Below are 25836 nucleotides of genomic sequence, written 5' to 3'. Positions count from 1 at the left end.
GGGAGATTATCTGGCCGCCACCAGGGACACCCACGAGGCCACCAGCGGGGAAGATCACTGGCCGCCCACGGGGAGCACTACGAGGCCGTTGACACTCCCGGTGGTAGTCGGAGAGTCCGTCCCAGTCGTGCAGATCGGTCGAGACCGGGACACCGAGCTTCTCGATGTCGTCGAAGAGGAACCGGGCGAAGCGAGTGATCGACAGATGGACATGACGGGTACGCCGCAGATGGGGCAGGTAGAAATCCTCCGGCACCCGCAGATCCTCCGGGTCCCGGGCGTCGTGGAAGGACATCCGGCGGCCCGTCCTGTCCACGAGGTTGACCGAGCGCCTGGTGCCCGAGGAGGAGGTCAGCATCTCGAAGTCCACCCCGCCCTCCGTGAGCCGTCGGCGGACCTGCGTGCCGGTCCAGTCGTCCCCTATGTAGTCCAGGAACTTCACCCGCAGACCGAGGGCCCGGCAGCCGAGGGCCACATTGCCTCCGGTGTGGCCCGCCCATTCGCGGATCCGCCCCACCGGGACCGAATCGGCGAGCGGGACCGGCAGCGAGTCGACCCGGACGACGGTGTCCACCCCGCTGCCCCCGACGACCAGCACATCATGATGGAGCTGATCGGTCTGATCGGTCTGCTGCTGAGCCACAATCTCCCTCTCCGGTACCTGGTGTTCGACCGCTTCAGTATGGGCGCCGCGCCACCTTGTCGCGGCGGTGTCGAAGAGATCCCCGGATTCCCCGGAATGGCCGCGATCCGGTGGTCTGTACGGGAATCCCGAGGCCGATGACAACGTTGGACAAACGTACTGATGAGCAGGTCGTGATCTGATCGGCTGTGATCAGTTCAAGCCGCACGGGGATGCACACCCGGCCATAATGGGACGACACCGAACCTCCAGGAGGTGCTGTGACAGGCGCTGGCTCCCCCCTCCCACTGCGCTCCCGGCTGCGCTCGCTGCGAACCGAGGCCTTCGGGGCCGACTCCACCGGGGAGCGGCTGGAGCGGATCCACCGCTCGCCCAACTTCGCCGACGGGGTGTTCCAGAACCCGCTGGGTACCAGGAGCAGGCCGTCCAGCGCCTCCGGCCTGGAGCTGGCGAAGGTCTACTTCCAGAAGAAGGCGCGGGCGCGACGGGCCCCCGCGGGCACCATTCCCGTGCACCCCACCACCCTCGCCGATCTCGCCGCGCCCCCGGTCTCCGGACTGCGGCTCACCTGGATGGGGCATTCGAGCGTGCTCGCCGAGATCGACGGCCGCAGGGTGCTCTTCGACCCCGTCTGGGGCAACCGGTGCTCGCCGTTCGCCTTCGCGGGCCCGAAGCGGCTGCACCCCGTACCCGTACCGCTCGCCTCGCTCGGCCCGGTCGATGTCGTCGTCATCTCGCACGACCACTACGACCACCTCGATCTGCCCACGATCAAGGCCCTCGCCTCCACGGACACGGTCTTCGCCGTACCGCTCGGCGTCGGCGCGCATCTGGAGAGCTGGGGCGTGCCCGCGTCCCGGCTGCGCGAGCTGGACTGGAACGAGTCCACCGAGGTCGCGGGGGTCCGGCTCACCGCCACCCCCGCCCGCCACTTCTGCGGCCGTGGCCTGCGCAATCAGCAGCACACGCTCTGGGCGTCCTGGGCCGTGGCCGGACCCGAGCACCGGATCTTCCACAGCGGGGACACGGGCTACTTCCCCGGCTTCCGCGACATCGGGGCCGAGCACGGGCCGTTCGACGCCACGATGATCCAGATCGGGGCGTACAGCGAGCACTGGGTCGATATCCATATGACCCCGGCCGAGGGGCTGCGCGCCCATCTGGACCTCCAGGGCGGTCGGCCGACCGGGGTGATGCTGCCGATCCACTGGGGCACCTTCAATCTCGCCCCGCACCCGTGGGCCGAGCCCGGCGAGGGCACGGTCGAGGCCGCCGCGGCGGAGGGCGTCGAGGTCGCGCTGCCGATCCCGGGCCAGCCGTTCGAGCCCGCCGGGGACATCCCCGACACCCCGTGGTGGCGCTCCGTGGCCCTGCCTCCGGCGGGCGGCTGGCCGGTGCGCCCGGCGGCGGTGCCGCGCAAGGTGATCGCGGGCGATCAGATCGGTGTGGCGGAGGTCGGCGCGGCGAAGGCCACGGCGGAGGAGACGCCCTCGTCCGCGTGACATCCCTCGTTCGGGTGAGTCTCGCGACTGGCCGCGCCCCTCGTACGGGTGATTTTCTCGGCCGGGTGGGGTCGTACCGCCGTTGATTCCGTTACGGCCCCGGTATTCCGTTACGGCCGGGCGTCGGCCGGGCGTTCGGTGATCGCGAAAGACCGTGGTGAAGGGTCCCAGGACCGTCGCCACGGTCTTTTCGCATGGTGCGCCTGTGCGCCTGTGCGCGCCCGGACAGCGGTCCGGGCGCGCGTACCTCTTGCGAGGGGTTTCGGGCCCGGGTCGAATGCTGCATTTCGTGCTGATGTGCGAGGACTCATACCGGAGCGGGATGCTCTGCGGGGAAGTTTGTCAACTGTCCGCCGCGGATGAACGCTTGGAGACTACCGTGTGTGCTCGGTGATCAACGGAGGGCTTACGCGGCACGCGCCGGTCCCGCCGCTGCGCCATTTCCGGAACACCAGCACGACGCCGCTTCCTGGGGCTCCACGTACCGAGGACACTGATGTCTCAACTTCGCGCACCCGTCGCGCGGCCCGAGCGCCGCGAGGGCGGGCGGCACGGCCGGCCGGCCTCCCGGTCGCTGCCATCCCCGGCCCGTACGGAGGCGCCGACTCCGCCGGACGCCCGTATACGCCCCCGGCTGCTGCGTACCGCGGTGCTGCCGGCGATAGTCGCCGCGCTCAGCGGCGCGGCCGCCGTCTTTCTCGTCCTGCGCTCCACCGCGGCGGAGCCGACCGCGGAGATCTGGGCCGCCCTGATGGGCACGGCGCTGATCGCCTTCGCGGCCGTCGCCGCGGCCGCGCTGGGCGCGGAACGCACCGCGCGGGTCGTACTCGGCCGCTGCGACGACCTGCGCCGCGCCAGCGCGCGCGGCCAGGCGGACCTGCGGGCGACGGTCGAGCGGCTCGGACGCGGCGAGCAGCTGCCCGTCCGGCGCCCGCCGGCGTCCTCCGGGATCCTCGGCGGCGACGAGTTCGACCTGCTGGCCCAGGAGCTGGGCCGCTCGCAGGAGGTCGCCCTCGGCGCCGTCGTCCAGGCGTCCCGGCTCTCCAACAACGCCGGCAACGAACAGAAGGTCGAGGTCTTCGTCAACCTGGCGCGTCGGCTCCAGTCCCTGGTCCACCGCGAGATCCAGCTCCTCGACGATCTGGAGAACGAGGTCGAGGACCCGGAGCTGCTGAAGGGCCTGTTCCACGTCGACCATCTGGCGACCCGGATCCGTCGGCACGCGGAGAACCTCGCCGTGCTCGGCGGGGCGGTCTCCCGGCGCCAGTGGAGCAGGCCGGTCGCCATGACCGAGGTCCTGCGCTCCGCCATCGCCGAGGTCGAGCAGTACCCACGGATCAAGCTGGTGCCGCCGATCGACGGCACCCTGCGCGGCCACGCCGTCGCCGATGTCATCCACCTCCTGGCCGAACTGGTCGAGAACGCGACGCTGTTCTCGTCCCCGCACACCCAAGTGCTGCTCCGCGCCCAGCAGGTGACCGCCGGTCTCGCCATCGAGGTGGAGGACCGCGGTCTCGGGATGCCGCTCGGTGAGCAGAAGAAGATGAACAGCCTGCTCGCCGACCCCGACCAGGTCAATGTCGGGCATCTGCTCCAGGACGGGCGGATCGGGCTCTTCGTGGTGGCGGCGCTGGCTCGCAGACACGGGATCGCGGTCCGCCTCCAGTCCAATATCTACGGCGGGATCCAGGCCGTCCTGGTCCTGCCGCAGCCGCTGCTCGGCTCCGACCGGGTGGACGGTACGGGAGGACAGGGCGCCCACCAGCCGCCGCTGCCCGTGGGACCTCCCGTACCCCGGCAGGTGATGGCGCCTCCCGCGCCCCGGTTCCCGTCCACGCCCCGGCCCGTCCAGCAGGCCGTACCGCCGCGCCCCGAGCCCCGGCCACCGACGCACTCCCGCCCGACCGGGGGGAACGTCCCCCTGCCCGTCCGGGGCGCACACGCCAAACGGCCCACGCCCGCCGACGCCCACCCCGGCGCCCGGCACGCGCACCCGCCCGCCCCCGACCCCGCCGCGACGCCCGACGCCGCAGCCGGGGCGGACGGCGCGCCCGGCTCCGCGAGCCGGCCCCGGCTGCCCCGGCGGCGCGGCCAGGAGCATCTGGTCCCGCAGCTGCGGGACACCCCCGCGCCGCCCCGTACCGGCGAGCCGGTACTCCACGACCCCGGTCTGATGGCCGCCTTCCAGCGGGGCATCGGCCTCGCCGAGTCACAGCCCGCCCCGCGGTCCGTCCCCCGGCCCGGCACGGCGGCCGCCCCACCGGCGGCTCCATCGAGCGGCCGGCCCGTGGACCCCCTGTCGGAGCCGCACCCGGAACAGCCGGAACCGCAGCGCCACGACACCACCACCTCCAAGGAGTAACGCACCATGGCGAGCGACATGACGACCGGCCATGCCTCCGACCTCGACTGGCTGTTGAGCGGTCTGGTCCAGCGAGTCCCCCACACCCGCAGCGCCGTGCTGCTCTCCTCCGACGGGCTGGTGAGATCCCTGCACGGCCTGGACTCCGACAGCGCCGACCACATGGCGGCCCTCGCCTCCGGCCTCTACTCGCTGGGCCGCAGCGCCGGTGCGCGCTTTGGCGACGGCGGCGAGGTCCGCCAGGTGGTGGTCGAACTGGACTCGACCCTGCTCTTCGTCTCCACGGCGGGCTCGGGCACCGCTCTCGCCGTGCTGGCGGGCCGGGAGGCCGACGCCGCCGTCCTCGGCTACGAGATGGCGATGCTGGTCAAGAGCGTGCGGCCCTACCTCATCACCCCGCTGCGGCAAAGCGCCGGTACGTCACCGAGCGGCGCGGGGCGCTGACCGTGCCGCTCCCGACGGAGGGACCGTGGCTCGACGACGCGGCGGGCCGGCTCATCCGCCCGTACGCCGTGAGCGGGGGCCGGACCCGCCCGACGGCCGCCTTGGACCTGCTGACCCTGGTGATGTCCACGGGGTCGGTGCCACAGACACATCTCGGTCCCGAGCACGCCCAGGCGGTCGGCCTCTGCCAGGGGCCGACCTCGGTCGCGGAGATCGCCGCGCATCTGCGGCTGCCCGCGACGGTGACCAAAATCCTCCTCTCGGACCTGGTGGACTGCGGGGCGATCACCGCGCGCCCACCGGACAGCTTCGAGAACCCCACCGACCGTTTCCTGCTGGAGGCAGTGCTCGATGGCTTACGACGACAGCTCTGACCCCTGCGCCGGCACGCTGCCCGCCGCTTCCGGAGCCGCCTTCCCGACCGCGCTGAAAGTGCTGGTCGCGGGCGGGTTCGGAGTCGGCAAGACCACCTTCGTGGGAGCGGTGAGCGAGATCGCGCCGCTGAGTACGGAGGAACTGCTGACCCAGGTCAGCGTGGCCACCGACGATCTGACCGGCGTCGAGGCGAAGATCTCGACGACGGTCGCCATGGACTTCGGCCGGCTCACGCTCGACGAGCGCCATGTCCTCTATCTCTTCGGCACCCCCGGCCAGGAGCGTTTCTGGTTCATGTGGGACGAGCTGTCCCGGGGAGCGCTCGGCGCGATCGTGCTCGCCGACACCCGGCGGCTCGACTACTCCTTCTCGGCGGTGGACTTCTTCGAACAGCGCGGCATCGGATTCGTGGTCGCCGTCAACGAGTTCGACGGTTCGTACCGCTACGAACCGGACGAGGTACGGGCGGCCATAGACCTCAGGCCCGAGGTGCCGATCGTGCTCTGCGACGCCCGTATCGCCAGCTCCGGTATCCAGACGCTGGTCACTCTCGTCCAGCATCTGATCACCTCGGCCCCGGAGTCCCTGGAGCCCGCCGAATGACCCGGATATCCCCGAGGGACGGAGCCCGCCCATGACGTACGACCCGATCGGCCGTCTGCTGCTCACCCCCGTCGACCAGGAGGCACCCGACCGCGTGGCGCGGCTGCGCGGACTCGGGCTCGGCGAACGTGCCGAGCCCGCGCTCGACGCGTTCGCCGAGCAGTTGGCGCAGCGGACGGGGGCTCCGTACGCGATGGTCAACTTCATCGACGAGGAACGGCAGTTCTTCGCCGGGCTGCACACGCCACCGGGCAGCCCGGGGGAGCGGTTCATGGACCGGGACCACGGCTACTGCCCGTATGTGGTCGTACGGCGCAAGGCGCTGGTGCTGGAGGACGTACGGGACTTCCCCCGGTTCGCCGGGAACGCCCTCGTGGCCGAGATCGGCATCCGCTCGTACCTCGGCGCGCCGCTCATCGACCGTACGGGCATGGCGCTGGGCACCGTCTGCGTGGCCGACACCGAGCCGAGGCGCTGGGGACGGGCCGGGCTGGACATCATCAAGGTGTGCGCGGCGCAACTGGTGACGCAGATCCACCGGAGGGAGGACGGGCTCGGCTAGGGCGTGTCGCGAAAGCGGCTCCCCTGCCGTCGGCGGGACCGCCCGTCACGGCCGCTCCAGCCAGCCCCGGACGAAGGCGGCCTGACCGGCGTGCTGGAGATCGTCGGAAAGGACACTGACCAGCCGTACGCCCAGGGTGACCGCGGGTGTCCAGGCGTCGTCGACGACCCGGTCCAGATCCGCGTCGGTGAGCGTGCCGAGATACTTCACGGTCTGTTCGTGCACGGCGTCGTGGTACGCCACGAGCAGCTCCCCGGGCATGCCGCCGACCCCGGCGACATCCCCGGGGGAGTGCCCGTACCCCGTGGAGAAGCGCGAGAACGGCAGCTCGTACCGCTGCGACCACTCCTGCGCGATCCAGACCTCGTCCGTTCCGGCGGCGTCGGCCAGATGGTTGTCCTGGACCCGGGTGAGATGCCAGACCAGCCAGGCGATCGAGTTCGCCCCGTCGTCCAGCCGTACGGCCAGCTCCTCGGGGGAAAGGCCCTCGGTCACCTCGTGGACGGTGTCCCGGATCCGGCAGAAGGCGTCGACGAGCAGGTCACGGCTGGTGCTCATGGGCGGGGCGTCCTTCCACGGGTCCGCTGGACAGATCCGCGTCGCCGGGGCGGCGTCGCACGTCTGTCCAGCCTCCCCCGTGACGGCCGCAGGCGCTTCCCGGCCGCCACGGTCGATGGGCCGTCAGAGCGCCAGGAACGCCGAGATCCGCTCGCGCAGTGACGCCGGGTCGAGCCCGTGCGCGGCCAGATGCTCCGCGAGCTCCCCGTACGCGCGCAGCTCGCGACGGGCCACCCCGAGCCCCAGCACCCGGTGCGGGGTCGCGATCAGCGCGTCACCGGCGGCGGCCGCGGAGGTCCCGGCGAGATACGGCTCCACGAGCACGACATCCGTGGCCCCGGCCCGTTCCGTGGCACGGCGCAGGGCCGCGCCGTCGAAGGGCCGCACGGTCGTCGCGTACAGCACCGTCATGTCGAGCCCCTCCGTCGCCGCCAGGACGTTGTCCAGCATCGGCCCGACCGCGACCACCACCCCGCCGCGCCCCTCGCGCACGGTCGCGAACCCGTCCCCGGTCACCGGCCGCGCCCGCGCGTTGCTCTGGAGGGACAGCCGTACGTAGTCCCGGCCGTCCCCGGCGGCGGCCTGCCGCAGCAGGGCCTCGGCCTCGTCGGGGTGGCCCGGCACCCGCACCGACCAGCCGTCGAGCGTATCCATCAGTGCCACATCGCCCGGCGCCATATGGGTGAACCCGCCCGCCGGCCAGTCGTACGAACCCCCGGCGCTCACCAGCACCCCGCCCACCCCCTGATGGCCGAAGTCCAGCTTCACCTGCTCGAAGGGGCGCTCGACCAGAAAGCTGGCGAAGGTGTGCACGATCGGGCGCAGCCCGGCGAGCGCCAGCCCGCCGCCCACCCCGATCAGTAATTGCTCCCGGATGCCGACGTTGATCAGCCGGTCGGGGTGGCGGCGCTCCGCCTCGGCGAATCCGTCCCGGCTGATCTCGGCCAGGACGACGGCGAGCCGGGGGTCCTCGTCGAGCAGCTGGGAGGCGGTGGCGATGAAACGGTCGCGCATGGTGTCCATGGGGTCCCTCTCTGGTCCGAGGCTTCGGGTACGAGCTCTGGGGGTACGGCCCGGACGGTGCGGGCGTGCGGGCATGCGGGCTTCAGGGCTTGGGTTTGGGTTCGACCCGGGCCACGACCGCCCGGGGCCGGCCCGGGTGCGGGGCGGTGAAGGCCGCGTACATCGCCTCATGGTCCCGGCCGTCCACGGTCGCGGCCGACCAGCCCGCCGCCTCGAACCGGGAGGCGATGCCGCCGGGCCAGCCATGGGTGGCGGACGCGTTGTCGATCACCAGCGTGTGGAGCTGTTCGAGGCCCGCCGGGCCCGCGAAGGCGAGCGCCTCGTGGTTGCTGCCCTCGTCGAGTTCGGCGTCACCGATCAGCACCCACACCCGGGGCCCGGTGAGCCCGCGCGCCCGCAGCCCGAGCGCGGTGCCCACGGCGAGCGGCAGCCCGTGCCCGAGCGAGCCGCTGCCGATCTCCACCCCGGGCACCAGCGTCCGGTCGGGGTGGTGGCCGAGGGGCGAGCCGTACGAACCGAAGCCCGGGAGCAGGTCCTCGGAGAGGAACCCCTTCGCGGAGAGGACGGCGTAGTACGCCATCGGCCCGTGGCCCTTGGACAGCAGGAACCGGTCCCGCTCCGCCGCCTCCGCAGTGCCGGGCGTGACCCGCAGCACCCGGTCGTAGAGCACCCAGAGCGCGTCCAGCGTCGAGGTCGCGGCGGGCCCGTGCTTCTCGGCCCCCGTCATCAGGGCCAGCAGCCGGTCCAGGTCCTGGTAACTCCGTACGCGCGGTGTCGTTGGTGTCGTCATACGGTCACCGTGCAACCTCAAGCGTGGTTGAGGTCAAGTCCGGTCGCACGCGGGAAAGCGGTTCGTGACCACCGCCTGAAGTGCGGTATTGTTCTCATGTCCGTTCGGACCGGGGAAACCCCAGGTCAGACGGGCACCGGGACGTGGCGCAGCTTGGTAGCGCACTTGACTGGGGGTCAAGGGGTCGCAGGTTCAAATCCTGTCGTCCCGACTTGCTTGTCGCAGGTCGTAGGCGGTATCGGAGAAATCCGGTACCGCCTTTCGGTTTCCTGGGGGCCGGTTGGGGACCACGGGGGGCGAGCCGGGCCTCCGGGTGGGGGCCGACGGCGAGGATGCGTTCGGCGACGGGGGGCGTATTTCCTCGATGAGGGGGACCCGGCATGCGCCGGTATGCCTCGGAGCCGATGAACCGGAGCAGGTGGAGTCTTGAAGATCCGGCCGTAGCGTCACTCGGAAGGCCATCCGCGCTCGGGCCGGTGGCCGACGGCGCGGTGCGCGCGAATGGCGTCCGCACCGTGCTGCTGTTCCGTGAGGGGTCAGTCGGGCAAGGGCACCCGGATGACAGGGTCAAAGGGGCGCTTGTTGAAACCGGTCCGCAGGTTGCGGCAGCTGGGTGCCTTGCACATGAAGAACTCCTCGACGGACTTCCGGCCGGTGCGTTCCTTGAGCCAGAGTTTCTCCGTGGCATTGAGCGGACGGTGCTGTTCGTCGGAATCGCAGGTGTAGCAGTACATCGTGTCGGTCCGCATGACAACCCCCTGATTGCGACTGCTCGTTGATAAGTGTTGCTTGCGCAGGAGTGCGCGTCAGGGGGCTGCACGGGATTGGCAAGAACACGCCGCGGTGGGCGGCTGTATTGAACAGGGTTGGCCGAGCTCTGGCCCAAGGTGTTCGAGCCGACTGCGCGTGGTAGTCGTTGATCTTGCTCGGTCGGTTCGGAAAGTCGCACGGTGCACGGTGGCCGACGCCGCCTGTCCGGGCTGCGGGGGCCGGCCGGAGCGGGGTGGGGAGGGTGATCGGTCCGGTGGCGAATCCGCGCCGGCCGACCGACTACGGGCGTCCGCGGCACCGGCGCTGTCGGGGCCGCGGCCCTGCGAGGCGGCCGGATCCTCGCGCGACATCCGCACGGCGGCAAGGAATGGGCGCTCGATCCCGCTACGGCCAAGCACCTCTGGGCGGTCTCGACCGACCTGCTCCTCGCCTGACCTCTCGACGCACAGCACACCCGTGTCCGATCTTCCCCGGCACCGACGAGCCGGCCGCCTTCCGGAAACCGAACAGGCCGCGTCTCGCTGGAGTACGCTCCGGCCGGCCGCGAACCCATGCCCAGCACCTTGATCCATCACGTATATGCGGTCCACCCATGGAAAGTGGACCGCATACGGCGCGGGACGGGGCGGTCACGTATCCCGGTCGCCGCCGGGGGCGCCGAGGGCGCGAATCGGCTCCCGGTCCGTCCGGACCCGTTCGGCCCGGACGGTTCCGGTGGTCGTGTTCACCACCGCACCGGAAGTTCGGTCAGTCCGCCGACGACGAGCCCTTCCACCCGGCGGAGGTCCCCGGCCGGTACAGCGAGATCGAGGGAGGGGAGCTTGCGCAGCAGCACGTCGAGAACGATCTGCAGTTCGGTGCGGGCCAGCGGCTGACCCAGGCACGAGTGCGGTCCGGCGCCGAAGGTCAGGTGCGGGTTCGGGCTGCGGGTGAGGTCCATGTCGTCGGCGCCGGTGAACGCGTTCTCGTCGCGGTTGGCCGCGGACATGTCGCAGATGAAGGTGGTACCGCCGGGCAGTACCGTGTCGGCGACCTCGACCGCCTCGCTGGTGTATCGCGGCATGCCCAGCCCGAGGTTGGCGTCGTAGCGCAGCACTTCCTCCACCGCCGAGCGGATCAGCGACCGGTCCGCCAGCAGCCGCTCCCAGCGTCGCCGGTCGACCAGCAGCATGGCCACCATCTTGCCGATCATGTTCGATGTGGTCTCGTGCCCGGCGACGAGCAGGCCCTGGCCGGTGGCCACCAGTGTCGCGTCGGGCATCCGTTGGCCCGCGGAGTCGCTGGCGGTGATGAGCGCGCTGAGGATGTCCTCGCCCGGTTCCGCGCGCTTGGCGGCGATGTGACCGGTCATGTACGCGGTGAACTCCGCCTGCGCCGCCCGGGTCTCCGCCCTGGTGTACCGGGTCAGGTTGAGCATGGTGTCGGACCAGTGGGAGAACAGGTCCCGGTCGGAGTCGGGGACCCCGAGCATGTCGCAGATCACCCATACCGGCAGCGGGAAACCCACGGCGGCCTTGAGGTCGGCGGGCCGGCCCCGTTCCACCATCTCGTCGACGAGACGCTCGGCCATCGCCTCGATGCCCGGCGCCAGCATGCGCATCCGCTTGGTCGTGAACCACTTGGTGACCATCCGCCGCCACCGCTGATGCCCCTCGGCGTCATCGGGCATGGCTTCCGACATCTCGTTGTTGAACAGCCCTCCCTCGGGGTCGCTGATCTGGGCCGCGTCGTCCGCGCTCAAGCTCCGGGTGAACCGTGGATCGGACAGCACCTGCTTCACGTCGTCGTAGCGGGTGAGCAGCAGGGCCTCGTCCCCGCTGGGCAGCTTCACCCGTGCGATCGGGCACCGCCGGTGCAGCTCCGCCCATTCCGTCGGCGGCTCCAGGGCAGCCGGCCTGGGCAGCGGGTAGTCCAGCACTCGCTCGCGGTCGTCGTGGGTCATGGGATCCCTTCGTGGATCTTCCTTCGGCCGATGTGCCCTTCCGTGAGGTCGACGCTAGGGCTTTTTTGCGTATGGTGCAATGAATGCACTACGCGCCAATTAATGAGGAGGCGGGCTGGGAATGGAAAGATGTCCAGGTCAGCGCCGCGCCGAGAGCGGATGGCAGAGGGGAGAAGTCATGGCGGCCCAGGAAACACAACCCAAACGCGGACGTCCGCGACTCACAGAGCGCCGCCGGGAACAGAACCGTGCCGAGATCGCGGCGGAGGCGGCCAGGCTCTTCGTCGAACGCGGGGTCGCCGGTACGTCCGTGGAGGACATCGCCGAGGCGGCCGGCGCCTCCCGGCGTACGTTCTGGCACTACTTCTCCACCAAGGAGGAGGCCGTCGCCCCGCTGCTGGTGCATGCTCTCGGCCGTGCGGCCGAGGCATTCGAGGCCCGGCCCGAGGGGGAGCCGCTGCTGGAGGCTCTCGGCCGGGCCATGATCGGCAGCGCGCGGGCCGGCGGCGATGCCTCGAACGTGGTCGACATCGTACGACTGGCGCGTGAGGAGCCAGGCTTGCGCCGGGTGTGGCTCCAGGCCACCAGTGACCTGGAGACGCGCATGGTCGACGCGATCGCGCACCGGCTCGGCGTGGACTCGCACGGTCTGGCCATCCGGGTCCAGGCCGCCATGATCACGTCCGCGATCCGGATCATGACCGAGGAGTACGCCTGGCACGGCGACGAATACGGGGAGAACGCGGGGAGCATCCTGCCGGAGACCCTGCGTCTGGTCGGGGAGGGTTTCTCGCCGGGCTCGCGGGAGGCGTGACCGCGGGGTGGCCGCGGTGGTGCCCGTCGCGGGACGCGGTGATCGTACGCGTGGGGGCGACGGTGCGGGTCCGGTGCCCGGTAGCGCGCGGCGGGATCTTCCGTGCGCGATATGGCTCGGATTGATTCCGGCATGTGCGGATAATGCGGGTGGCTCGCACCTGGGGGGGTAAGGGGGCGCGGGTTCGAATCCTGTCGTCCCGACTTTCTTTTCCGCAGGTCGCAGGCGGTACCGGAGAAATCGGGCAGCGCCTTTTCCGCTGCCCGGGGGCGGTCTCCCAGGGGGCGGCCAGGGGCGGTGAGGCATGGTTGTTGGTTGTGTACCTGCCAGGTAGTGTCCCGTCGGGTCGATGATCTTGCCGCAGGGCGGGACGGAGGAGAACCACGATGGCCCCACTGGCACCCCCGGCCTCCCGGGACGTACGCCGCATCACCCTGGACGCTGCGGGGACCACGCTGTCCGCGCTGCTCAGCGAGCCCGTCGGCGGGCCCGCCCGTGCCGTAGTCGTCGCGATCCACGGCGGCGGGGTGAACGCCGGTTACTTCGACGGGCAGGCGCACGCGGAGCTGTCCCTGCTGACGCTGGGCGCGAGCCTCGGCTACAGCGTCCTGGCGATCGACCGGCCCGGCTACGGCCTATCGGCCGGTCGACTGCCGGACGGACTGGGCCTGGTGGGCCAGGCCGCCGCGCTGCGGGCAGCCCTGGACGGCTTCGCCGCCACCTACGCCACGGGTGAGGGCCTGTTCCTTCTCGCGCACTCGTACGGCGGCAAGGTGGCGCTGACGACCGTCGCCGACCACGCCCCGCCGAACCTGATCGGTGTCGACATCTCGGGCTGCGGCCATACGTACGCCGTCGATCCGGACGAGGTCACCGGCTCGACGGGCCGCCGTGTACAGAGCGGGAGTTGGGGCCCACTGCGCCTCTACCCGCCGGGGACGTTCAGCGGCTGCCACGGCCTGGTGGAGCCCATGCCCGCCGCGGAGCGCGCGGAACTCGCCCGCTGGCCACGGCTCTTCCCGGCCACCGCGGCCCGCGTCCGGGTGCCGGTGCGGCTCACCTTCGCCGAGTACGAGTCCTGGTGGCACCATGACGACGCGACCCTTGCCGACCTGGCCGCGCACTTCGTGGCCGCCCCGCGGGTGACGGTCGACCGGCAGCCCGACGCCGGGCACAACATCAGTCTGGGCTGGGCCGCCCGCTCGTACCATCTGCGGGCCCTCGCCTTCCTGGAGAGCTGCCTCGTCCCCCGCCGTACGACCCTCGCTGTCCCCGCGGCGACCCCCTGACCGTGGGCGGCCGGTCGAAGGGCGCCTTCCGCCGCGACCGGGAGGTTCCCCGGAGGGTGCGGCGCGCGGTCCGGACGGCCGTGGCTCCACGGGGACCTTCCGCTCCCTCCCGGTCCGCGACTTCCGGATCTCCGCCCTCGGCCAGGTGCTGTCGGTCGCCGGTATGTGGATGTGGGTCGTCGCCCAGGACTGGCTGGCGCTCTCCCTCACGGGAGACTCCAGTACGGCCCTTGGGCGCGGTCACCGCCCTCCAGTTCACCCCGATGCTCCTGTTCACGCTCCACGGCGGAAGGTCGGCCGACCGGTACGACAAACGCCGGCTGCTGGTGCTGTGCAACATCGCGTCCGGGGGCTGCGCCCTGATCCTCGGCGTCCTGGTCCTCAGCGGCGCGGTGCGCCTTCGGGATCGGCCCGGTCATGGTGCTCAACGCGGTGAGCTATGTCCTGGTCGTCGTCGACGACGGGGGGCAGTCCGGGACTCGAACTGAAATGGGTACGGACCGAACGGGGTTCCGTACGTGGTGAAGCTCTCTGCCTGCTGGACACCGCCGCGTCCGGTATCGCGCTCGGCCCAACGCTCCCGCCGCTCGTCGGCTGTGTCGCGGCCGCTCCCTGCAGTGGGGCCGGTAGCCGGGCGTAGCACCCGGCCCCGAACTGTTCCCGCCAGTGGCCTCCGGCGCTAGGCGTACCGGAGGCGTCCGTATATGTCCATGAGAGCGGTCCTCCGTCTCCTGCAGGCACACCTGCGAGAGAGCCGCTCCCGCGGGACGCGCACGTCAGGCTTCGTCCGAACGGGACAGGGCTTCGCTGATCATGCGTGTGGCGAAGTCGCGGTCGTCGGTGAGGCGGTTGATGTGCTCGGCGAGCAGGAAGGTGGTGGCTTCCAAGGAGGTCATCTCCGCCTTGGTCCAATAACCATACTGTTTGCGCCACAGGCTGGGGCTCAGGTTATTGGCTGCGGCGATGAGCAGGCCGGCCATGGTGGGGATGACCTCGGGACGGACGCTCTTGGGCATCATGCGCATCGAGGCCACGAGGTTGGGCACCACGCAGGCGATGACGTCCTCGCCGTGATCCTCGTAGGCCATGCGCAGCCACTTCATGAACATGAAGATGAGCGTGCACGTACCGTCCAGCACGTCATCGACGCCCCTGGGCCCCAAGGACGCGGTGAACTGGTTGGTCAGCGCCCGCTGTTCAGGGTCGGTCTCGGTCTTGGAGTCGTAGATGGCCTTGAGCTGAGAGTCGATCATCATGAGTGCTGCGCCCACATCGCCGGCGGGGGCGTGCTGGGGGTCACAGGGCGATTTCACGGAGTCCTCCTCATGACCACGGTAGGTAGCGTGGCGTGTCCATACAGTAGGACACCGATGAGGCGGGGGCCGGCGAATCCCGCCACCTGCCGCCCGCATGGTGCCGGGCTCTGCGTCTCTTCCCCGGGTCCGTGCCGAGATCCTGTCGTTGTCCAGCGGCGGCCCGGCAGGACTGGGTGGTCCGTACGGGCTGGGCGACGCGTTCGCCTGAACACGACCTGGTCACCGAGGCGCACAGTCGGCGGGCTGTTCGGGCCCGGACCCGCTCGACCGGGAACCGACTGCCGCGACGGCTTCAGGCAACTATGTGGCCTCGTGCCACGTCATACGTGCCGTGAGATATGAATTCTTATGCCACAGGCCGTCGCGAGTGCTGCTCACTGCGGCCCTTGCGCTGGCCGCGCTGGCCACGTCGATAGTCGTGGTCGTGTTCACGCCGCAGTCCGCGCGCGCCGACGGCCTGGACCGCAGGACGGTCATCACCTGGAACATGCAGGGCGAGAGCCTGGCCGGCGAGGCCGGAGTCAAGTGGGAACAGGCTCGGCAGTACATGCGTCGGACGTCGGTGCTGCTGCTGCAGGAAGCGGGTGCCGGCCCGCCGTCCAGCATGCTCGACGACAACAACGAGCGGGTCAGGTCGATCACCTATACGACGGTCGATGGGGACACCTACGAGAACAGCACCTGGAACCCGGAAACCGAGACTCACGAGGGCGGGCCGTACGAGGTCTACTTCCTCCAGACGGACACCAACGGCGGGACGAACACGGGTGGCCGGGTGAACATCGCGATCATGACCCGAGGCGTCCCGGACCAGGTCCGGGTGGTCGACAACCCGATCGGTGCCGGCCGCCGGGCCCTGGGCGTGCGCTTCGGACAGCACTGGTACTTCACGTTCCACGGCCTGTCCGGCGGCGGTGGCGACTCCGCGCCCATGCTGAAAGAGATCGACAACGCCGTCGAAGCCTGGGCGAGAAAGGACGGGACGTCCTACGAGTGGGCGGTGGGAGGTGACTTCAACGCCTCCCCGGAGGCCCTGCAACAACGCCCCGGCTTCCCGGTGGCGCGCGTCTACCGCGCCCGTCAGGCGACGCAGGCCGGCAGCGGGGAACTGGACTATGTCGTCGCCGACCAGTGGGTGGACCGTCTGTCGTCCCGCCTGGAACGAGGCGGCTCGGATCACTGGGCCGTGCAGGTGGGCCCCGACCAGCCTGTGGCCGACCCTTCGCCGCCCGTGCCCACGAGGGTCGAGGTGCTGGGCGACTCCATCAGCCATGGGACCAACAGCTCCCACGGCAACGGATACCGCGCCGGGCTCTACGACGACCTCAAGTACAACTTCATCGTCGACGACACCGGCATGGTCATGAAGCGGGACGTGGACATGGTCGGCTCCCGGCGCTCGGGAGGGATGGCCGACGCCGACCACGAGGGCCACCCGGGCTTCCGGATCGACGAGATCGCCGACGTGGCGGACTGCTCGATCAAGGAACACCGGCCCAACCTGGTCACCCTGATGGCCGGGACCAACGACATGAACCAGAACCACCAGCTGGACAGCGCCCCGGAGCGGCTCGGCGCTCTCATCGACCAGATCCTGCGCGACGCCCCGGAGGCCACCGTCCTGGTGGCCACGCTGATCCCCTCCACCAAGGCGGGCATGCAGGCCAAGATCGACCGGTACAACGCCGAGCTGCCCCGGATCGTCGAGGAGCGCCGCAAGCAGGGCAAACACGTCAGGCTGGTCGGCATGGGCGAGCTGACCACCGAGGACGTCGACGGCTCGCACCCCGACGACGAGGGGTACATCAAGATGGCCAGGGCGTTCCACGCCGCCGCGCTGCTCGTCGAGAGCCAGGGGTGGCTCAAGGAACCCGTTCCGGTGACCGAGGGCGCATGTGATCCGACCGGCCCGGACGAGGGCGAGGGCGAGAGCGGGAGCGCGGCGGGCGGGGGCTGGCGCTCGCTGGGCGTCATCGCCCCCGGCATGCAGTCTCCCCGGGGCCGTACCGACCTCGCGGACTTCGACGGCGACGGCCGCGAGGACTACGTGCGCATTCCTGACACGGGCAGTCTGCGCATCGGGCTGAACACCCGGGCCGAGCCCGGCAAACCGCACTGGGCGGATGTGGCCCCCGGCTTCTCCGTCCAGAACTCAGACCAGGCCGAAAGCCTCCGCTTCGCCGATCTCACCGGAGACGGACGCAGCGACATCGTCGAGGTCCGCCCGACCGGGAGCTCCACCGAGATCCTGATCCACTACGTGAACGAGGGGGTGCGCGACGGCCGGATCACGTGGAGCCGAGCGGTCCTGGCGGTCAATCCGAAAGCCGCCGGCGTGCGTCGCGAATCCGTCCGGTTCGCCGATGTCAACGGCGATCGCCGCGACGACTACCTCCGGGTCGGTGACAACGGGGCCGTCCACGCCTACCTCAACCTCCCGGCCGAGAACGGCGGGTACCGCTTCGAGGAAATCCTGAACTGGGCCCCCGGCGTCTCCTACGGCTCCCGGGACAAGCTCCGCCTCGCGGATGTCAACGGCGACGGCAAGGACGACTACCTCATGGTCGGCTCCACCGGTGCCGTCCACGCGTACATCAACGACGGCGGCCGGGGCGCCGGAGGGTTCACCGAGCACCGGAACTTCGTCAAGGAGACCGGATACCCCGGTGAGAAGTCGACGTTCCGCGACATCAGCGGCGACGGAAAGGCGGACTACGTCGTCGTCTACACCGGCGGGTCCGTCCGCTGCTGGCTCAACAGAGGCGGCAACGTCTAGGCAGCCGCCTCGGGTCGGGTGCACCCGTCAACTGACCCGCAGCGAGCGTGGACCGGGCCATCGCTCCTGCCACCGGACACCGCAGGGTGACCGGTGGCAGGACCACCAGGAAGTGATCGACGCCCCTGCCTTCACAGGCCCGAACGTGGTGGAGGGCCAGCCGAGATACGGCCGCGTACGACTACCCGCGAACACCACGTCGGCCGAGGCGTCATCCGTACGGCCGTTGCCGGCCTCGGGCCGACCGCACCGCTGACCACCAGGACACCTCGGCCCCGGAACTGCCGGTCACTCTCGACACGCCGGGCAGGTCGCGCCGGCTCGGCGGGATCCGGGGCGAACATCGCTGCGGGGAGGTTGTGCGTGACGGGTGCGCGGCGCAGTAGGTTCAGGGTGAGGGCGGAGGTCTTCAGGTAGCGGGGGAACAGCAGGGGCGGACTCTTCGACCGTGTGGCGGCCGGACAGCCGGGATCACCGCTGTTCGATTCCGGAGCATTGAAAACAGGACCCACGGGCACCCCTCCGTCAGATGGCCGACCAGCCGTTGTCGACGGGGAGGATGACGCCGCTGATGTTGCTGGCCGCGTCCGAGGCCAGGAAGACGATGGCGGCCGCCTGCTCCTCGGCGGCGGCGGGACTGCCCGCCAGACCGAGGTACGGGCCGATGGCCGCCGGGCCGTGGGCCTGTGCCTCGGCGTCGACCTGGATATTGGTCGAAGTGGCGCCGGGGGCGATGGCGTTGGCGCGGATGCCCTCCTTCCGGTACATCACGGCGAGGGACTTCGTCAGGCCCGCGATCCCGTGCTTGGAGGCGGTGTAGGCGGCGCCCGCCGCGCTCCCGCGCAGGCTCGCCTCGGACGCGGTGAAGACGATCGAGCCGCGCCCGGCCGCCAGCATGTGCGGCAGCGCGGCCCGGGTGAGCAGGAAGGGCGCCGTCAGATTGACCTGGATGACGCGGTTCCACTCGGAGTCGTCGATGTCGGCGAGGGCGGACATCCGGTCCATGATGCCGGCGTTGTTCACCAGGACGTCCACACCGCCGAAGGCGTCCACGGCCGTGGCCACGACCCGGTCCACCACCTGCTGGTCGCTGAGGTCGCCGACCACCCCGAGGGCGGTGCCCCCCGCGGCCTCTATCGCGCTGATGGTCCGGTCGGTGGCCTCCTGGTTCAGATCCGCGACCAGGACCTTCGCGCCCTCCTCGGCGAACCGCAGGGCCGCCGCCCTGCCGATTCCCGATGCCGCTCCGGTGACGATGACGACGCGTCCCTGAAGGCCGGTGTTGTTCATGGCGTGCTCCTTGCTCCGCTGTGCGTCGGGGTGCCGTACGGCAGGCAAGCACGTCGGGTTGCTTGAGTCAAGCAATCTGACAAGGTTGCTTGACTTAGGCAATTGGATGGTAAAATAGGTCCCATGTCAAAGCCGCCGCCAGCAGCCGTCCCCGTCTCGACGGACATGATCGAGATCGAGCGCGCCCTCACCAGGATCTCCTATCTGACCGGCCGGGTCCGGCGGCACGACCGGCTGATGGCCCTCGCCGGAGTCCCCACGCTGGAGCGCGCAGCCGTGGCGCTCCTGCGGCAGATCGCCGACACCGAGCCGCTCCGCCCCGGTGAGCTGGCGGTCCGGCTGGCGGTCGAGGCGTCGCACATCACCCGGCAGGTGCAGCAGCTCCAGAAGGCCGGTTACGTCACCCGCGTCCCGGACCCGGACGACCGCCGCGCACAGCGCATCCAGCTCACGGCGCTGGGCCGGGAGACGGTCGACCGGATCCGCGACGCGAGCCGCCGGGGGATGCAGGCGGCCCTTTCCGAGTGGTCGCCGCAGGAGCTGCGGCAGCTGGCCACACTGTTCCACCGCATGGTCGACGACTTCCTCGCCCATTCCGAGGACATCGCGGAACCGGGGGATGTGGAGACCCCGCCCTCCGCCTGAGACCGGGGGAGGGCGGGGTCTGGCGAGCGCTCGCCGGTCGTTCCCCCGGGCGCGATCGATCGGCCGAGGGCGGCCCGGGGCCTCGACGCAGTCGTCCCTATGTGAAGCATGAGCCCTATACGAATGGTCTTTCCATGCATGGAAGCATCAGTGAGATTCCGATCCCGTCGTCGGCCCGTGGGAACGGCCGGCGCGTTCTGATCGTGGCCGATGATCCGGGAACGACCGAACTCCTCTCGGCCACCATGGAACTGGTGGGCTGTCAGGTCCGTACGGCGAGGACCGCCACCGGGGCGGTGGCACGTCTGGCGGAGCGCCGGTTCGACCTGGTGGTCCTCGATGTGACACTGGTGGAGACGGAGGGGATCACCGGATCGCCCCGCCTCGACGCCGTGGGCCGTCCACCGGTGCTCTTCCTGACCGCCTGCGCATCGCTGGACAGCCTCGTCCCGGGGCTCGGCGGGGGCGCCGACTATGTCACCAAACCCTTCAGGATCCCCGAAGTCCTGCCCAGAGCACAGGTGTTACTGCGTGGCAGGAGGCCGGCGCGACCCGGAGGTGGCGCCACGTTACGAGGACCTCGTCCTGAACGACCTCACCTGCCAGGCGCGCCGGGGCGGCCGGACCCTCGCCCTGATCCCCGCGGAGTACCGGCTGCTGCGCCATCTGCTGGTCAACGCGGAACGCGTCCTCTCCAAGGAACAGATCTGCCGGCATGTCTGGGGCGACGGCCGCGCCGACAACGCGATCGAGAAGCTCGTCTCCCGGCTCCGGCGCAAGGTCGATCAGGGAGAACCCGAACTGATCCACACCCGCCGGGGTTTCGGCTACTGGCTCGGCCGCTGACCCACCGCTCCGCCCACCGTCCGGAGGTGTGACCCTCCTCACGTCGGCTTGCCGTCAGGTGGCTGACCGGAAGCTGTCAGTCCCGTCCGCTTGCATGGCCCCATCAATGGCTTGATGCCCTTTCTGCCGGTCCCCGTTGTGACCGGAACTCCGCCCGGTATCCACGGACGAACCAGCAGCCACGAACGAACCAGGATCCACGAAAGAACCGGTATTCACGAACGAACCAACTACAGCGAACGGAGAACGACCATGCGCGTGGAAGTGGACGAACCGAAGTGTGTCTCGGCGGGCCTGTGCGTCATGAGCGCCCCCGAGGTGTTCGACCAGCGGGAGGACGACGGTGTGGTGATCCTGCTGGACAGTGAGCCGGACGCCGACGCCCACGACGAGGTGCGCGAGGCCGCGGGCCTCTGCCCGGCGGTCGCGATCCGGCTGGTGGAGCAGTGAGGGCGGTCCTGATCGTCGGCGCCTCGGCGGCCGGCCTCGCCGCCGCCGAGACACTGCGCCGGGAGGGCTACGAGGGCACGATCACCCTCGTCGGAGACGAGGACCGCGCCCCCTACGACCGGCCGCCGCTGTCCAAGCAGATCCTGTCCGCGCAGTGGGAGCCCGACCGGCTGCCCCTGCGCCGGCCCGCCGACCTGGCCGCGCTCCGTCTCGACCTGCGCCTCGGCGCCGCCGCCACCGGCCTCGAACTCGCCGGACGCACCGTGGAGTTGGCGGACGGCGCCCGACTGCCGTACGACGGTCTGATCGTGGCCACCGGGGTGCGCCCGCGTCGGCTGCCCGGCTCGGCCGCGCATGTGCTGCGTACCCTGGACGACGCGCTGGCCCTGCGTGACCGGCTCGGTCCCGGGCGGCGGCTGGTGGTGGTCGGTGCCGGATTCCTCGGGGCGGAGGCCGCTGCCGTGGCCCGGGGCCTCGGCGCCGAGGTCACCCTGCTCGAACCGGCGCCCGTGCCGCTGGCCCACGCGGTGGGCGAGGAGGTCGGGCGGGTGTTGTCGGGCGCCCACCGCGACCACGGTGTGGAGTTGCGTACCGGAGTCACCGTGCGCGAGGTGACCGCCGACGGTGTGCGGCTCGCCGACGGCGAACTGGTCGGTGCCGACGAGGTGTTGGTGGCCATCGGCTCCCTGCCGAACACCGAATGGCTGGAGGGCAGCGGGCTGACCGTCGGCGACGGTCTCGTGTGCGACGAGTACAGCGCCGCCGCACCGGGTGTGTACGGCGCCGGGGACGTCGCCCGCTGGCACAACCCGCTGTTCGGTACGGCGATGCGCATCGAGCACCGTAGCAACGCGGCCGAGCAGGGCATGGCCGCGGCCCGCAACCTGCTCCGCCCGGAGGCACGCACACCGTTCGCCCCGGTGCCGTACTTCTGGTCCGACCAGTACGACATGAAGATCCAGGCGTTCGGCTATCTCCGGGGCCACCAGGAGACTGTCGTGGTCGACGGCGACCTCGACGAACGCCGGTTCGTGGTGGTCTACCGCACCGGCACCCGGCTGGCCGGGGTCCTCGCGGTCGGTATGCCGCCCCGGGCGATCAGGCCCTGGCGGCAGGCCATTGTGGCCGGTACGGCCTGGGATGATGTGGGGGCCATGGCCCTGGCCCTGGCCGGAGAGCATTCATGAGAGCCGGCGGATATCCGGGATATCCCGGATATCCGCCGGCTCCGCAGAGAGGACCGTATGACCACCCCCCTCGATCCGTCCGCCGATGTCCCGTTGGCACCGCAGGAAGCCGGGTTAGACCTGGACGCCCTGCGCGAGCGGTACCGCGCCGAGCGCGACCGCAGGATCCGCTCCGACGGCCGTGATCAGTACGTCCGTACCACCGGCGCGTTCGGTTACTACGTCGAAGACCCCCACGCGACACCCGGATTCACCCGTGAGCCCCTGCACGACCGCGTCGAAGCCATTGTCATCGGGGGCGGGCTCGGCGGTCTGATCGCCGGCGCGCGGCTGCACGGAGCAGGGCTGCGTGATATCCGTGTGATAGAGAAGGGCGCCGATTTCGGAGGTACGTGGTACTGGAACCGCTATCCCGGGGTCCAGTGCGACATCGAGTCGTACATCTATCTGCCCCTGCTCGAAGAGGTCGGCTACATACCGCGCTGGAAGTACGCGCCGGGTGAGGAGATCCGGCAGCACGCGCGGGCGATCGGGGAGCAGTTCGACCTGTACCGCGAGGCGTGTTTCCGGACCGCGGCGACCGAACTCCGCTGGGACCAGGCCGAGTCCGAATGGATGGTGAGCACCGACCGCGGTGACCGGATGCGGGCGCGGTACGTGGTGATCTCCAGCGGCCTGTTCGGCGACCCGAAACTCCCCGGTATCCCGGGCATCGAGAGCTTCCGGGGACACACCTTCCACACGAGCCGCTGGGACTACGGCTACACCGGTGGTGACGCGACCGGTGGTCTGCACAAGCTCGCCGACAAGCGGGTCGCGGTCATCGGGACCGGTGCGACGGCCATCCAGTGTGTCCCGCACCTGGGACGCGACGCGGAACACCTCTTCGTGTTCCAGCGCACACCGTCCTCGATCGACGTACGCGCCAACCGGCCCACCGACCCGGAGTGGGCCGGGGCGGTGTCACCCGGCTGGCAGCGCCGCCGCCGGGACAACTTCCTCGCGCATGTGGTCGGTGGTGGAGCCGAGGAGGACCTGGTGGCAGACGGCTGGACCACCAGCGCCCGGCTGTTGCAGACCATGGTGGCCAGCGCGGTGCCCGCCTCGGACGCGGATCTGACACCGGAGGAGCGCGTACGCCTGGCGGAACTGGCCGACTTCAAGAAGATGAACGAGATCCGCGCCCGGGTGGACGCCGTCGTCGAGGACCCGGCGACGGCCGAGGCGCTCAAGCCCTGGTACCGCTACCTGTGCAAACGCCCCGGCTTCAGCGATACCTATCTGCCCACGTTCAACCGGCCCAATGTCACTCTCGTCGACACCGCCGGGCGCGGTGTGGAGCGTGTCACCGAGAACGCCATCGTGGTCGACGGCATGGAATACGAGGTCGACTGCATCGTCTTCGCGACCGGTTTCGAGGCCGGTGTGCCCCCGGCTGAACGGGCCGGACTCGCTGTTCACGGCCGGGACGGTGTCGCCCTGGCCGAGTCCTGGAAGGACGGCCCGAAGACACTGCACGGTCTCTGCAGCCGTGGCTTCCCCAACCTGTTCCATCTGGGCGCCCTGCAGAACAGCCTCTCCGTGAACTTCGTCCAGGCCCTCGACGAACAGGCGATCCACCTCGGGGAGATCGTCACCGAGGCCCGCAGACGCGGTGTCCTGTGCGTCGAGCCGACCGCCGAAGCACAGGGCGGCTGGGCCGCCACGATACGGGAGAACGCGTACAGCACCTACCAGTTCCTGGCCGAGTGCACTCCGGGCTACTACAACAACGAGGGCAAGCCCGCGCAGCAGAGCCAGTCGTACGGAGGCGGCCCCATCGCGTTCTACCAGGGGCTCAGGGAGTGGCGGACGAAGGGCATGGACGACGTACTCGCCGGTGGCGAGCGGGAGAGGTGACGGCCGGCCCAGCAGGTCCGACGCCACCGGCCGGTGACACCCGGCCGAAGGCGTGTGGACGCGAGAGCCCGGCGTACCTGGTACGCCGGGCTCAACACCGTGGTGCGCGGGTTCTTCCGCGGTGTTACGAGACGGCGGAAGCGGTCGCGGGGAGGTCGGACTCCTCCGGGAGACCCGTCACGTCCACCCCTCGCGCCTGCGCCAACTCGTGCTTGAGGGCAGCGAGTTCGGCGCCGCCCGCCATGTGGTTGGTGAGCGCTTCGAGGGTGACGTCGGCGCGCGCGGCGTTCAGGTCGAGGTGCCGAGCCGCAGGACCGTGAAGCGGTCGCGGGCCATCGCTGCTGCGTCCGGCGACGAGCAGGGCGACTGCCGCACAGACGGCGGACGCGGCGACGGTGGTCCGGCGGGTGCTGCTTCCGCGCGGTCCTGGGGTTCTGCGGGAACGGTCCATGGCCTGCACCTCGCTGCGGTGGGAGGGAAGCGGACAAGGAAGCCGGCAGGAGGGGGCGGGGGAGGAGGGAGGCGGGAGGCGGGCGGGGACTTCGAGCCGGGACATGAGTCCCGTCGATCGGGTCGTCGGTGTGACGCCGGTAACTCGTCCGCTTTCCGAACGGGAGCAAACTCCGTCGGGTGGGTCGCTGTCAGGTTTTGTTAAGACATCACTTCATCTCGACGTAACGACATGGTAACGCCGCGGCCTTTTCAGGTCGGGACGTTCGAATGTAAGGACAAACTATTGACATGGGTCCGCCCCGGGGCCCAACCTGACCGGGCGGAGGAGGCGTATCGCCCTGTGTCCGACGAGCGTGCGAAAGAGAGCTTTCCTTGAGCATCAGCATCAGTGACCTCGCCAGGGTGCGGGCCCGGCACCCGGAGGCCATCGCGGAAGCCGCCGCGCGCCGGGTGCGCAGGCCCCTGATCGGGGACAGCGGCCGGCTGATGATCGTCGCCGCCGACCATCCGGCACGCGGCGCCCTCGCGGTCGGCGACCGCGCGTTCGCCATGGCCGGCCGGGCCGAGCTGCTGGAGCGGCTGTGTATCGCGCTCTCGCGCCCCGGTGTGGATGGTGTGCTGGCCACCGCCGACATCCTCGACGACCTGCTGCTGCTCGGAGTCCTGGACCACAAGGTGGTGATGGGCTCGCTCAACCGCGGCGGACTGGCCGGAGCCTCCTTCGAGCTGGACGACCGGTTCACCGGGCACCGCCCCCAGGATCTGGCCCGGCTCGACTTCGACGCGGGCAAGCTCCTGCTCCGTATCGACTACGACGACCCAGGCTCGCTGACCACGCTGGAGGCCGCGGCGCGCGCCATCGACGAGATGGCCCACCGTAAACTGCCCGTATTCGTCGAGCCGTTCATCTCCCGGCGCGTCGACGGCGCGGTACGCAACGATCTGAGCGCCGAGGCCGTCACCCGCTCGATCGCCATCGCCTCCGGCCTCGCCGGGACCTCCGCGTACACCTGGCTCAAGGTGCCCGTGACCGGCGACCCCGACGAGATGGCCGAGGTCATGGAGACTTCCACGCTGCCCGCCGTCCTGCTCGGCGGCGAGGTCGGCGGGGATCAGGACGGCGCGTACGAGAAGTGGCGCGCGGCGCTGCGACTGCCCACCGTCCAGGGGCTGGTGGTCGGCAGGTCACTGCTCTATCCGGCGTCCGGCGGCGTCGAGTCCGCCGTCGACACCGCCGTCGGTCTGCTGTGACGGCCGCCTCCTCGGCGCCGGAACGGCGCGGACCCGCGTCGGAGC

General features: G+C 70.5%; 24 protein-coding genes, 1 tRNA gene and 2 pseudogenes. 18 read left to right on the top strand and 9 right to left on the bottom strand.

Annotated features, from left to right (window positions below):
• On the bottom strand, window positions 1-595 hold a 595-nt coding region (locus tag ACIP8W_RS29690; RefSeq protein WP_402205420.1), incomplete at its 3' end, for a carbohydrate kinase family protein.
• A 308-nt stretch (window positions 596-903) separates the two neighbouring features.
• Here ACIP8W_RS29690 and ACIP8W_RS29685 point away from each other — a divergent pair.
• From ACIP8W_RS29685 to ACIP8W_RS29660, 6 genes are all read left to right on the top strand, one after another.
• Window positions 904-2145 (top strand): MBL fold metallo-hydrolase, encoded by a 1242-nt coding sequence (locus ACIP8W_RS29685; RefSeq protein ID WP_402205418.1) that lies wholly within the window; start codon window positions 904-906, stop codon window positions 2143-2145.
• A 496-nt stretch (window positions 2146-2641) separates the two neighbouring features.
• Complete coding sequence (locus tag ACIP8W_RS29680) at window positions 2642-4507, top strand: sensor histidine kinase (RefSeq protein ID WP_401953406.1); 1866 nt, start codon at window positions 2642-2644, stop codon at window positions 4505-4507.
• Window positions 4508-4513: 6 nt separating this feature from the next.
• The gene (locus ACIP8W_RS29675; RefSeq protein ID WP_401953409.1) at window positions 4514-4951 is read left to right on the top strand and encodes a roadblock/LC7 domain-containing protein; all 438 of its coding nucleotides are present in this window, start codon (window positions 4514-4516) and stop codon (window positions 4949-4951) included.
• 2 nt (window positions 4952-4953) lie between these two features.
• On the top strand, window positions 4954-5325 hold the full coding sequence (locus tag ACIP8W_RS29670) for a DUF742 domain-containing protein (protein WP_401953411.1): 372 nt from the start codon (window positions 4954-4956) through the stop codon (window positions 5323-5325).
• Window positions 5303-5929 carry a GTP-binding protein gene (locus tag ACIP8W_RS29665; protein WP_402153440.1) on the top strand — a complete coding sequence of 209 codons (627 nt, stop codon included), beginning with the start codon at window positions 5303-5305 and terminating at the stop codon, window positions 5927-5929. The genes ACIP8W_RS29670 and ACIP8W_RS29665 overlap by 23 nt, the downstream gene beginning before the upstream one ends.
• Window positions 5930-5960: 31 nt before the next feature.
• Window positions 5961-6491 carry a GAF domain-containing protein gene (locus tag ACIP8W_RS29660; protein ID WP_401953415.1) on the top strand — a complete coding sequence of 177 codons (531 nt, stop codon included), beginning with the start codon at window positions 5961-5963 and terminating at the stop codon, window positions 6489-6491.
• A 45-nt stretch (window positions 6492-6536) separates the two neighbouring features.
• On the opposite strand, the gene ACIP8W_RS29655 is transcribed toward ACIP8W_RS29660, so the two are convergent.
• The 3 genes from ACIP8W_RS29655 to ACIP8W_RS29645 all read right to left on the bottom strand — a co-directional run bounded on the left by ACIP8W_RS29655 (window position 6537) and on the right by ACIP8W_RS29645 (window position 8862).
• Window positions 6537-7049 carry a DinB family protein gene (locus tag ACIP8W_RS29655; RefSeq protein ID WP_402205415.1) on the bottom strand — a complete coding sequence of 171 codons (513 nt, stop codon included), beginning with the start codon at window positions 7047-7049 and terminating at the stop codon, window positions 6537-6539.
• A gap of 123 nt (window positions 7050-7172) precedes the next feature.
• Window positions 7173-8072, bottom strand: a complete 900-nt coding sequence (locus ACIP8W_RS29650) for a transketolase (protein WP_401953419.1) — start codon at window positions 8070-8072, stop codon at window positions 7173-7175.
• Window positions 8073-8154: 82 nt separating this feature from the next.
• Entirely contained in the window at window positions 8155-8862 is a 708-nt protein-coding gene (locus ACIP8W_RS29645) for a transketolase (RefSeq protein WP_401953421.1), read from the bottom strand.
• 137 nt (window positions 8863-8999) lie between these two features.
• On the opposite strand from ACIP8W_RS29645, the gene ACIP8W_RS29640 reads away from it, so the two are divergent.
• Window positions 9000-9073, top strand: a tRNA-Pro gene (locus ACIP8W_RS29640).
• Window positions 9074-9398: 325 nt separating this feature from the next.
• Here ACIP8W_RS29640 and ACIP8W_RS29635 read toward each other — a convergent pair.
• Window positions 9399-9611, bottom strand: a complete 213-nt coding sequence (locus tag ACIP8W_RS29635; RefSeq protein WP_401953424.1) for a hypothetical protein — start codon at window positions 9609-9611, stop codon at window positions 9399-9401.
• Between the two features lie 746 nt (window positions 9612-10357).
• Window positions 10358-11575 carry a cytochrome P450 gene (locus ACIP8W_RS29630; RefSeq protein ID WP_402205412.1) on the bottom strand — a complete coding sequence of 406 codons (1218 nt, stop codon included), beginning with the start codon at window positions 11573-11575 and terminating at the stop codon, window positions 10358-10360.
• 178 nt (window positions 11576-11753) lie between these two features.
• Between ACIP8W_RS29630 and ACIP8W_RS29625 the strand changes: the two genes are divergently transcribed.
• The 3 genes from ACIP8W_RS29625 to ACIP8W_RS29615 all read left to right on the top strand — a co-directional run bounded on the left by ACIP8W_RS29625 (window position 11754) and on the right by ACIP8W_RS29615 (window position 14166).
• Window positions 11754-12389, top strand: a complete 636-nt coding sequence (locus ACIP8W_RS29625; RefSeq protein ID WP_401953430.1) for a TetR/AcrR family transcriptional regulator — start codon at window positions 11754-11756, stop codon at window positions 12387-12389.
• Window positions 12390-12775: 386 nt separating this feature from the next.
• Window positions 12776-13678, top strand: a complete 903-nt coding sequence (locus tag ACIP8W_RS29620) for an alpha/beta hydrolase (RefSeq protein ID WP_402154254.1) — start codon at window positions 12776-12778, stop codon at window positions 13676-13678.
• A 230-nt stretch (window positions 13679-13908) separates the two neighbouring features.
• Complete coding sequence (locus ACIP8W_RS29615; RefSeq protein WP_401953435.1) at window positions 13909-14166, top strand: hypothetical protein; 258 nt, start codon at window positions 13909-13911, stop codon at window positions 14164-14166.
• A 288-nt stretch (window positions 14167-14454) separates the two neighbouring features.
• Here the strand turns inward: ACIP8W_RS29615 and ACIP8W_RS29610 are convergent, their stop codons facing one another.
• Entirely contained in the window at window positions 14455-14991 is a 537-nt protein-coding gene (locus ACIP8W_RS29610; protein WP_401953437.1) for a hypothetical protein, read from the bottom strand.
• 370 nt (window positions 14992-15361) lie between these two features.
• Between ACIP8W_RS29610 and ACIP8W_RS29605 the strand changes: the two genes are divergently transcribed.
• A complete protein-coding gene (locus ACIP8W_RS29605) occupies window positions 15362-17770 on the top strand; it encodes an FG-GAP-like repeat-containing protein (RefSeq protein ID WP_401953440.1) in 2409 nt (802 codons plus the stop codon).
• A gap of 525 nt (window positions 17771-18295) precedes the next feature.
• Here ACIP8W_RS29605 and ACIP8W_RS29600 read toward each other — a convergent pair.
• Window positions 18296-19060: an SDR family NAD(P)-dependent oxidoreductase gene (locus ACIP8W_RS29600; protein WP_401953442.1), complete on the bottom strand. Its 765-nt coding sequence runs from the start codon at window positions 19058-19060 to the stop codon at window positions 18296-18298.
• Window positions 19061-19183: 123 nt separating this feature from the next.
• Here ACIP8W_RS29600 and ACIP8W_RS29595 point away from each other — a divergent pair, with 123 nt between their 5' ends.
• From ACIP8W_RS29595 to ACIP8W_RS29570, 6 genes and pseudogenes are all read left to right on the top strand, one after another.
• Window positions 19184-19705 (top strand): MarR family winged helix-turn-helix transcriptional regulator, encoded by a 522-nt coding sequence (locus tag ACIP8W_RS29595; RefSeq protein ID WP_402205408.1) that lies wholly within the window; start codon window positions 19184-19186, stop codon window positions 19703-19705.
• 134 nt (window positions 19706-19839) lie between these two features.
• Window positions 19840-20154: pseudogene (locus ACIP8W_RS29590) on the top strand (response regulator); the annotation flags it as partial.
• Between the two features lie 82 nt (window positions 20155-20236).
• Window positions 20237-20551, top strand: a complete 315-nt coding sequence (locus tag ACIP8W_RS29585; RefSeq protein WP_401953447.1) for a winged helix-turn-helix domain-containing protein — start codon at window positions 20237-20239, stop codon at window positions 20549-20551.
• A gap of 252 nt (window positions 20552-20803) precedes the next feature.
• The gene (locus tag ACIP8W_RS29580; RefSeq protein WP_401953450.1) at window positions 20804-21001 is read left to right on the top strand and encodes a ferredoxin; all 198 of its coding nucleotides are present in this window, start codon (window positions 20804-20806) and stop codon (window positions 20999-21001) included.
• Window positions 20998-22188 (top strand): NAD(P)/FAD-dependent oxidoreductase, encoded by a 1191-nt coding sequence (locus ACIP8W_RS29575; protein ID WP_402205406.1) that lies wholly within the window; start codon window positions 20998-21000, stop codon window positions 22186-22188. Before ACIP8W_RS29580 ends, ACIP8W_RS29575 begins: the two co-directional genes overlap by 4 nt.
• A 57-nt stretch (window positions 22189-22245) precedes the next feature.
• Window positions 22246-24087, top strand: coding sequence for a flavin-containing monooxygenase (locus ACIP8W_RS29570; protein WP_401953456.1), 1842 nt, complete (start codon window positions 22246-22248; stop codon window positions 24085-24087).
• Between the two features lie 124 nt (window positions 24088-24211).
• On the opposite strand, the pseudogene ACIP8W_RS29565 reads toward ACIP8W_RS29570, so the two are convergent.
• Window positions 24212-24441, bottom strand: a pseudogene (locus ACIP8W_RS29565) (sugar ABC transporter ATP-binding protein); the annotation flags it as partial.
• 471 nt (window positions 24442-24912) lie between these two features.
• On the opposite strand from ACIP8W_RS29565, the gene ACIP8W_RS29560 reads away from it, so the two are divergent.
• Window positions 24913-25791, top strand: coding sequence for a deoxyribose-phosphate aldolase (locus tag ACIP8W_RS29560; protein ID WP_401953459.1), 879 nt, complete (start codon window positions 24913-24915; stop codon window positions 25789-25791).
• Window positions 25792-25836: the final 45 nt, after the last annotated feature.

This window comes from Streptomyces sp. NPDC088554, from assembly GCF_044752945.1.
Lineage (GTDB): Bacteria > Actinomycetota > Actinomycetes > Streptomycetales > Streptomycetaceae > Streptomyces.
The sequence above is the reverse complement of the archived record's forward strand: the minus strand, read 5'-3'. Positions and strand labels throughout refer to the sequence as shown.

What these genes read in the sequence shown, in the direction of transcription:
- ACIP8W_RS29680 (WP_401953406.1), top strand. Translation starts at nt 2,642, where the DNA reads ATGTCTCAACTTCGCGCACCCGTCGCGCGGCCCGAGCGCCGCGAGGGC.
- ACIP8W_RS29675 (WP_401953409.1), top strand. Translation starts at nt 4,514, where the DNA reads ATGGCGAGCGACATGACGACCGGCCATGCCTCCGACCTCGACTGGCTG.
- ACIP8W_RS29665 (WP_402153440.1), top strand. Translation starts at nt 5,303, where the DNA reads ATGGCTTACGACGACAGCTCTGACCCCTGCGCCGGCACGCTGCCCGCC.
- ACIP8W_RS29660 (WP_401953415.1), top strand. Translation starts at nt 5,961, where the DNA reads ATGACGTACGACCCGATCGGCCGTCTGCTGCTCACCCCCGTCGACCAG.
- ACIP8W_RS29655 (WP_402205415.1), bottom strand. Translation starts at nt 7,049, where the DNA reads ATGAGCACCAGCCGTGACCTGCTCGTCGACGCCTTCTGCCGGATCCGG.
- ACIP8W_RS29650 (WP_401953419.1), bottom strand. Translation starts at nt 8,072, where the DNA reads ATGGACACCATGCGCGACCGTTTCATCGCCACCGCCTCCCAGCTGCTC.
- ACIP8W_RS29645 (WP_401953421.1), bottom strand. Translation starts at nt 8,862, where the DNA reads ATGACGACACCAACGACACCGCGCGTACGGAGTTACCAGGACCTGGAC.
- ACIP8W_RS29635 (WP_401953424.1), bottom strand. Translation starts at nt 9,611, where the DNA reads ATGCGGACCGACACGATGTACTGCTACACCTGCGATTCCGACGAACAG.
- ACIP8W_RS29630 (WP_402205412.1), bottom strand. Translation starts at nt 11,575, where the DNA reads ATGACCCACGACGACCGCGAGCGAGTGCTGGACTACCCGCTGCCCAGG.
- ACIP8W_RS29625 (WP_401953430.1), top strand. Translation starts at nt 11,754, where the DNA reads ATGGCGGCCCAGGAAACACAACCCAAACGCGGACGTCCGCGACTCACA.
- ACIP8W_RS29620 (WP_402154254.1), top strand. Translation starts at nt 12,776, where the DNA reads ATGGCCCCACTGGCACCCCCGGCCTCCCGGGACGTACGCCGCATCACC.
- ACIP8W_RS29600 (WP_401953442.1), bottom strand. Translation starts at nt 19,060, where the DNA reads ATGAACAACACCGGCCTTCAGGGACGCGTCGTCATCGTCACCGGAGCG.
- ACIP8W_RS29595 (WP_402205408.1), top strand. Translation starts at nt 19,184, where the DNA reads ATGTCAAAGCCGCCGCCAGCAGCCGTCCCCGTCTCGACGGACATGATC.
- ACIP8W_RS29580 (WP_401953450.1), top strand. Translation starts at nt 20,804, where the DNA reads ATGCGCGTGGAAGTGGACGAACCGAAGTGTGTCTCGGCGGGCCTGTGC.
- ACIP8W_RS29570 (WP_401953456.1), top strand. Translation starts at nt 22,246, where the DNA reads ATGACCACCCCCCTCGATCCGTCCGCCGATGTCCCGTTGGCACCGCAG.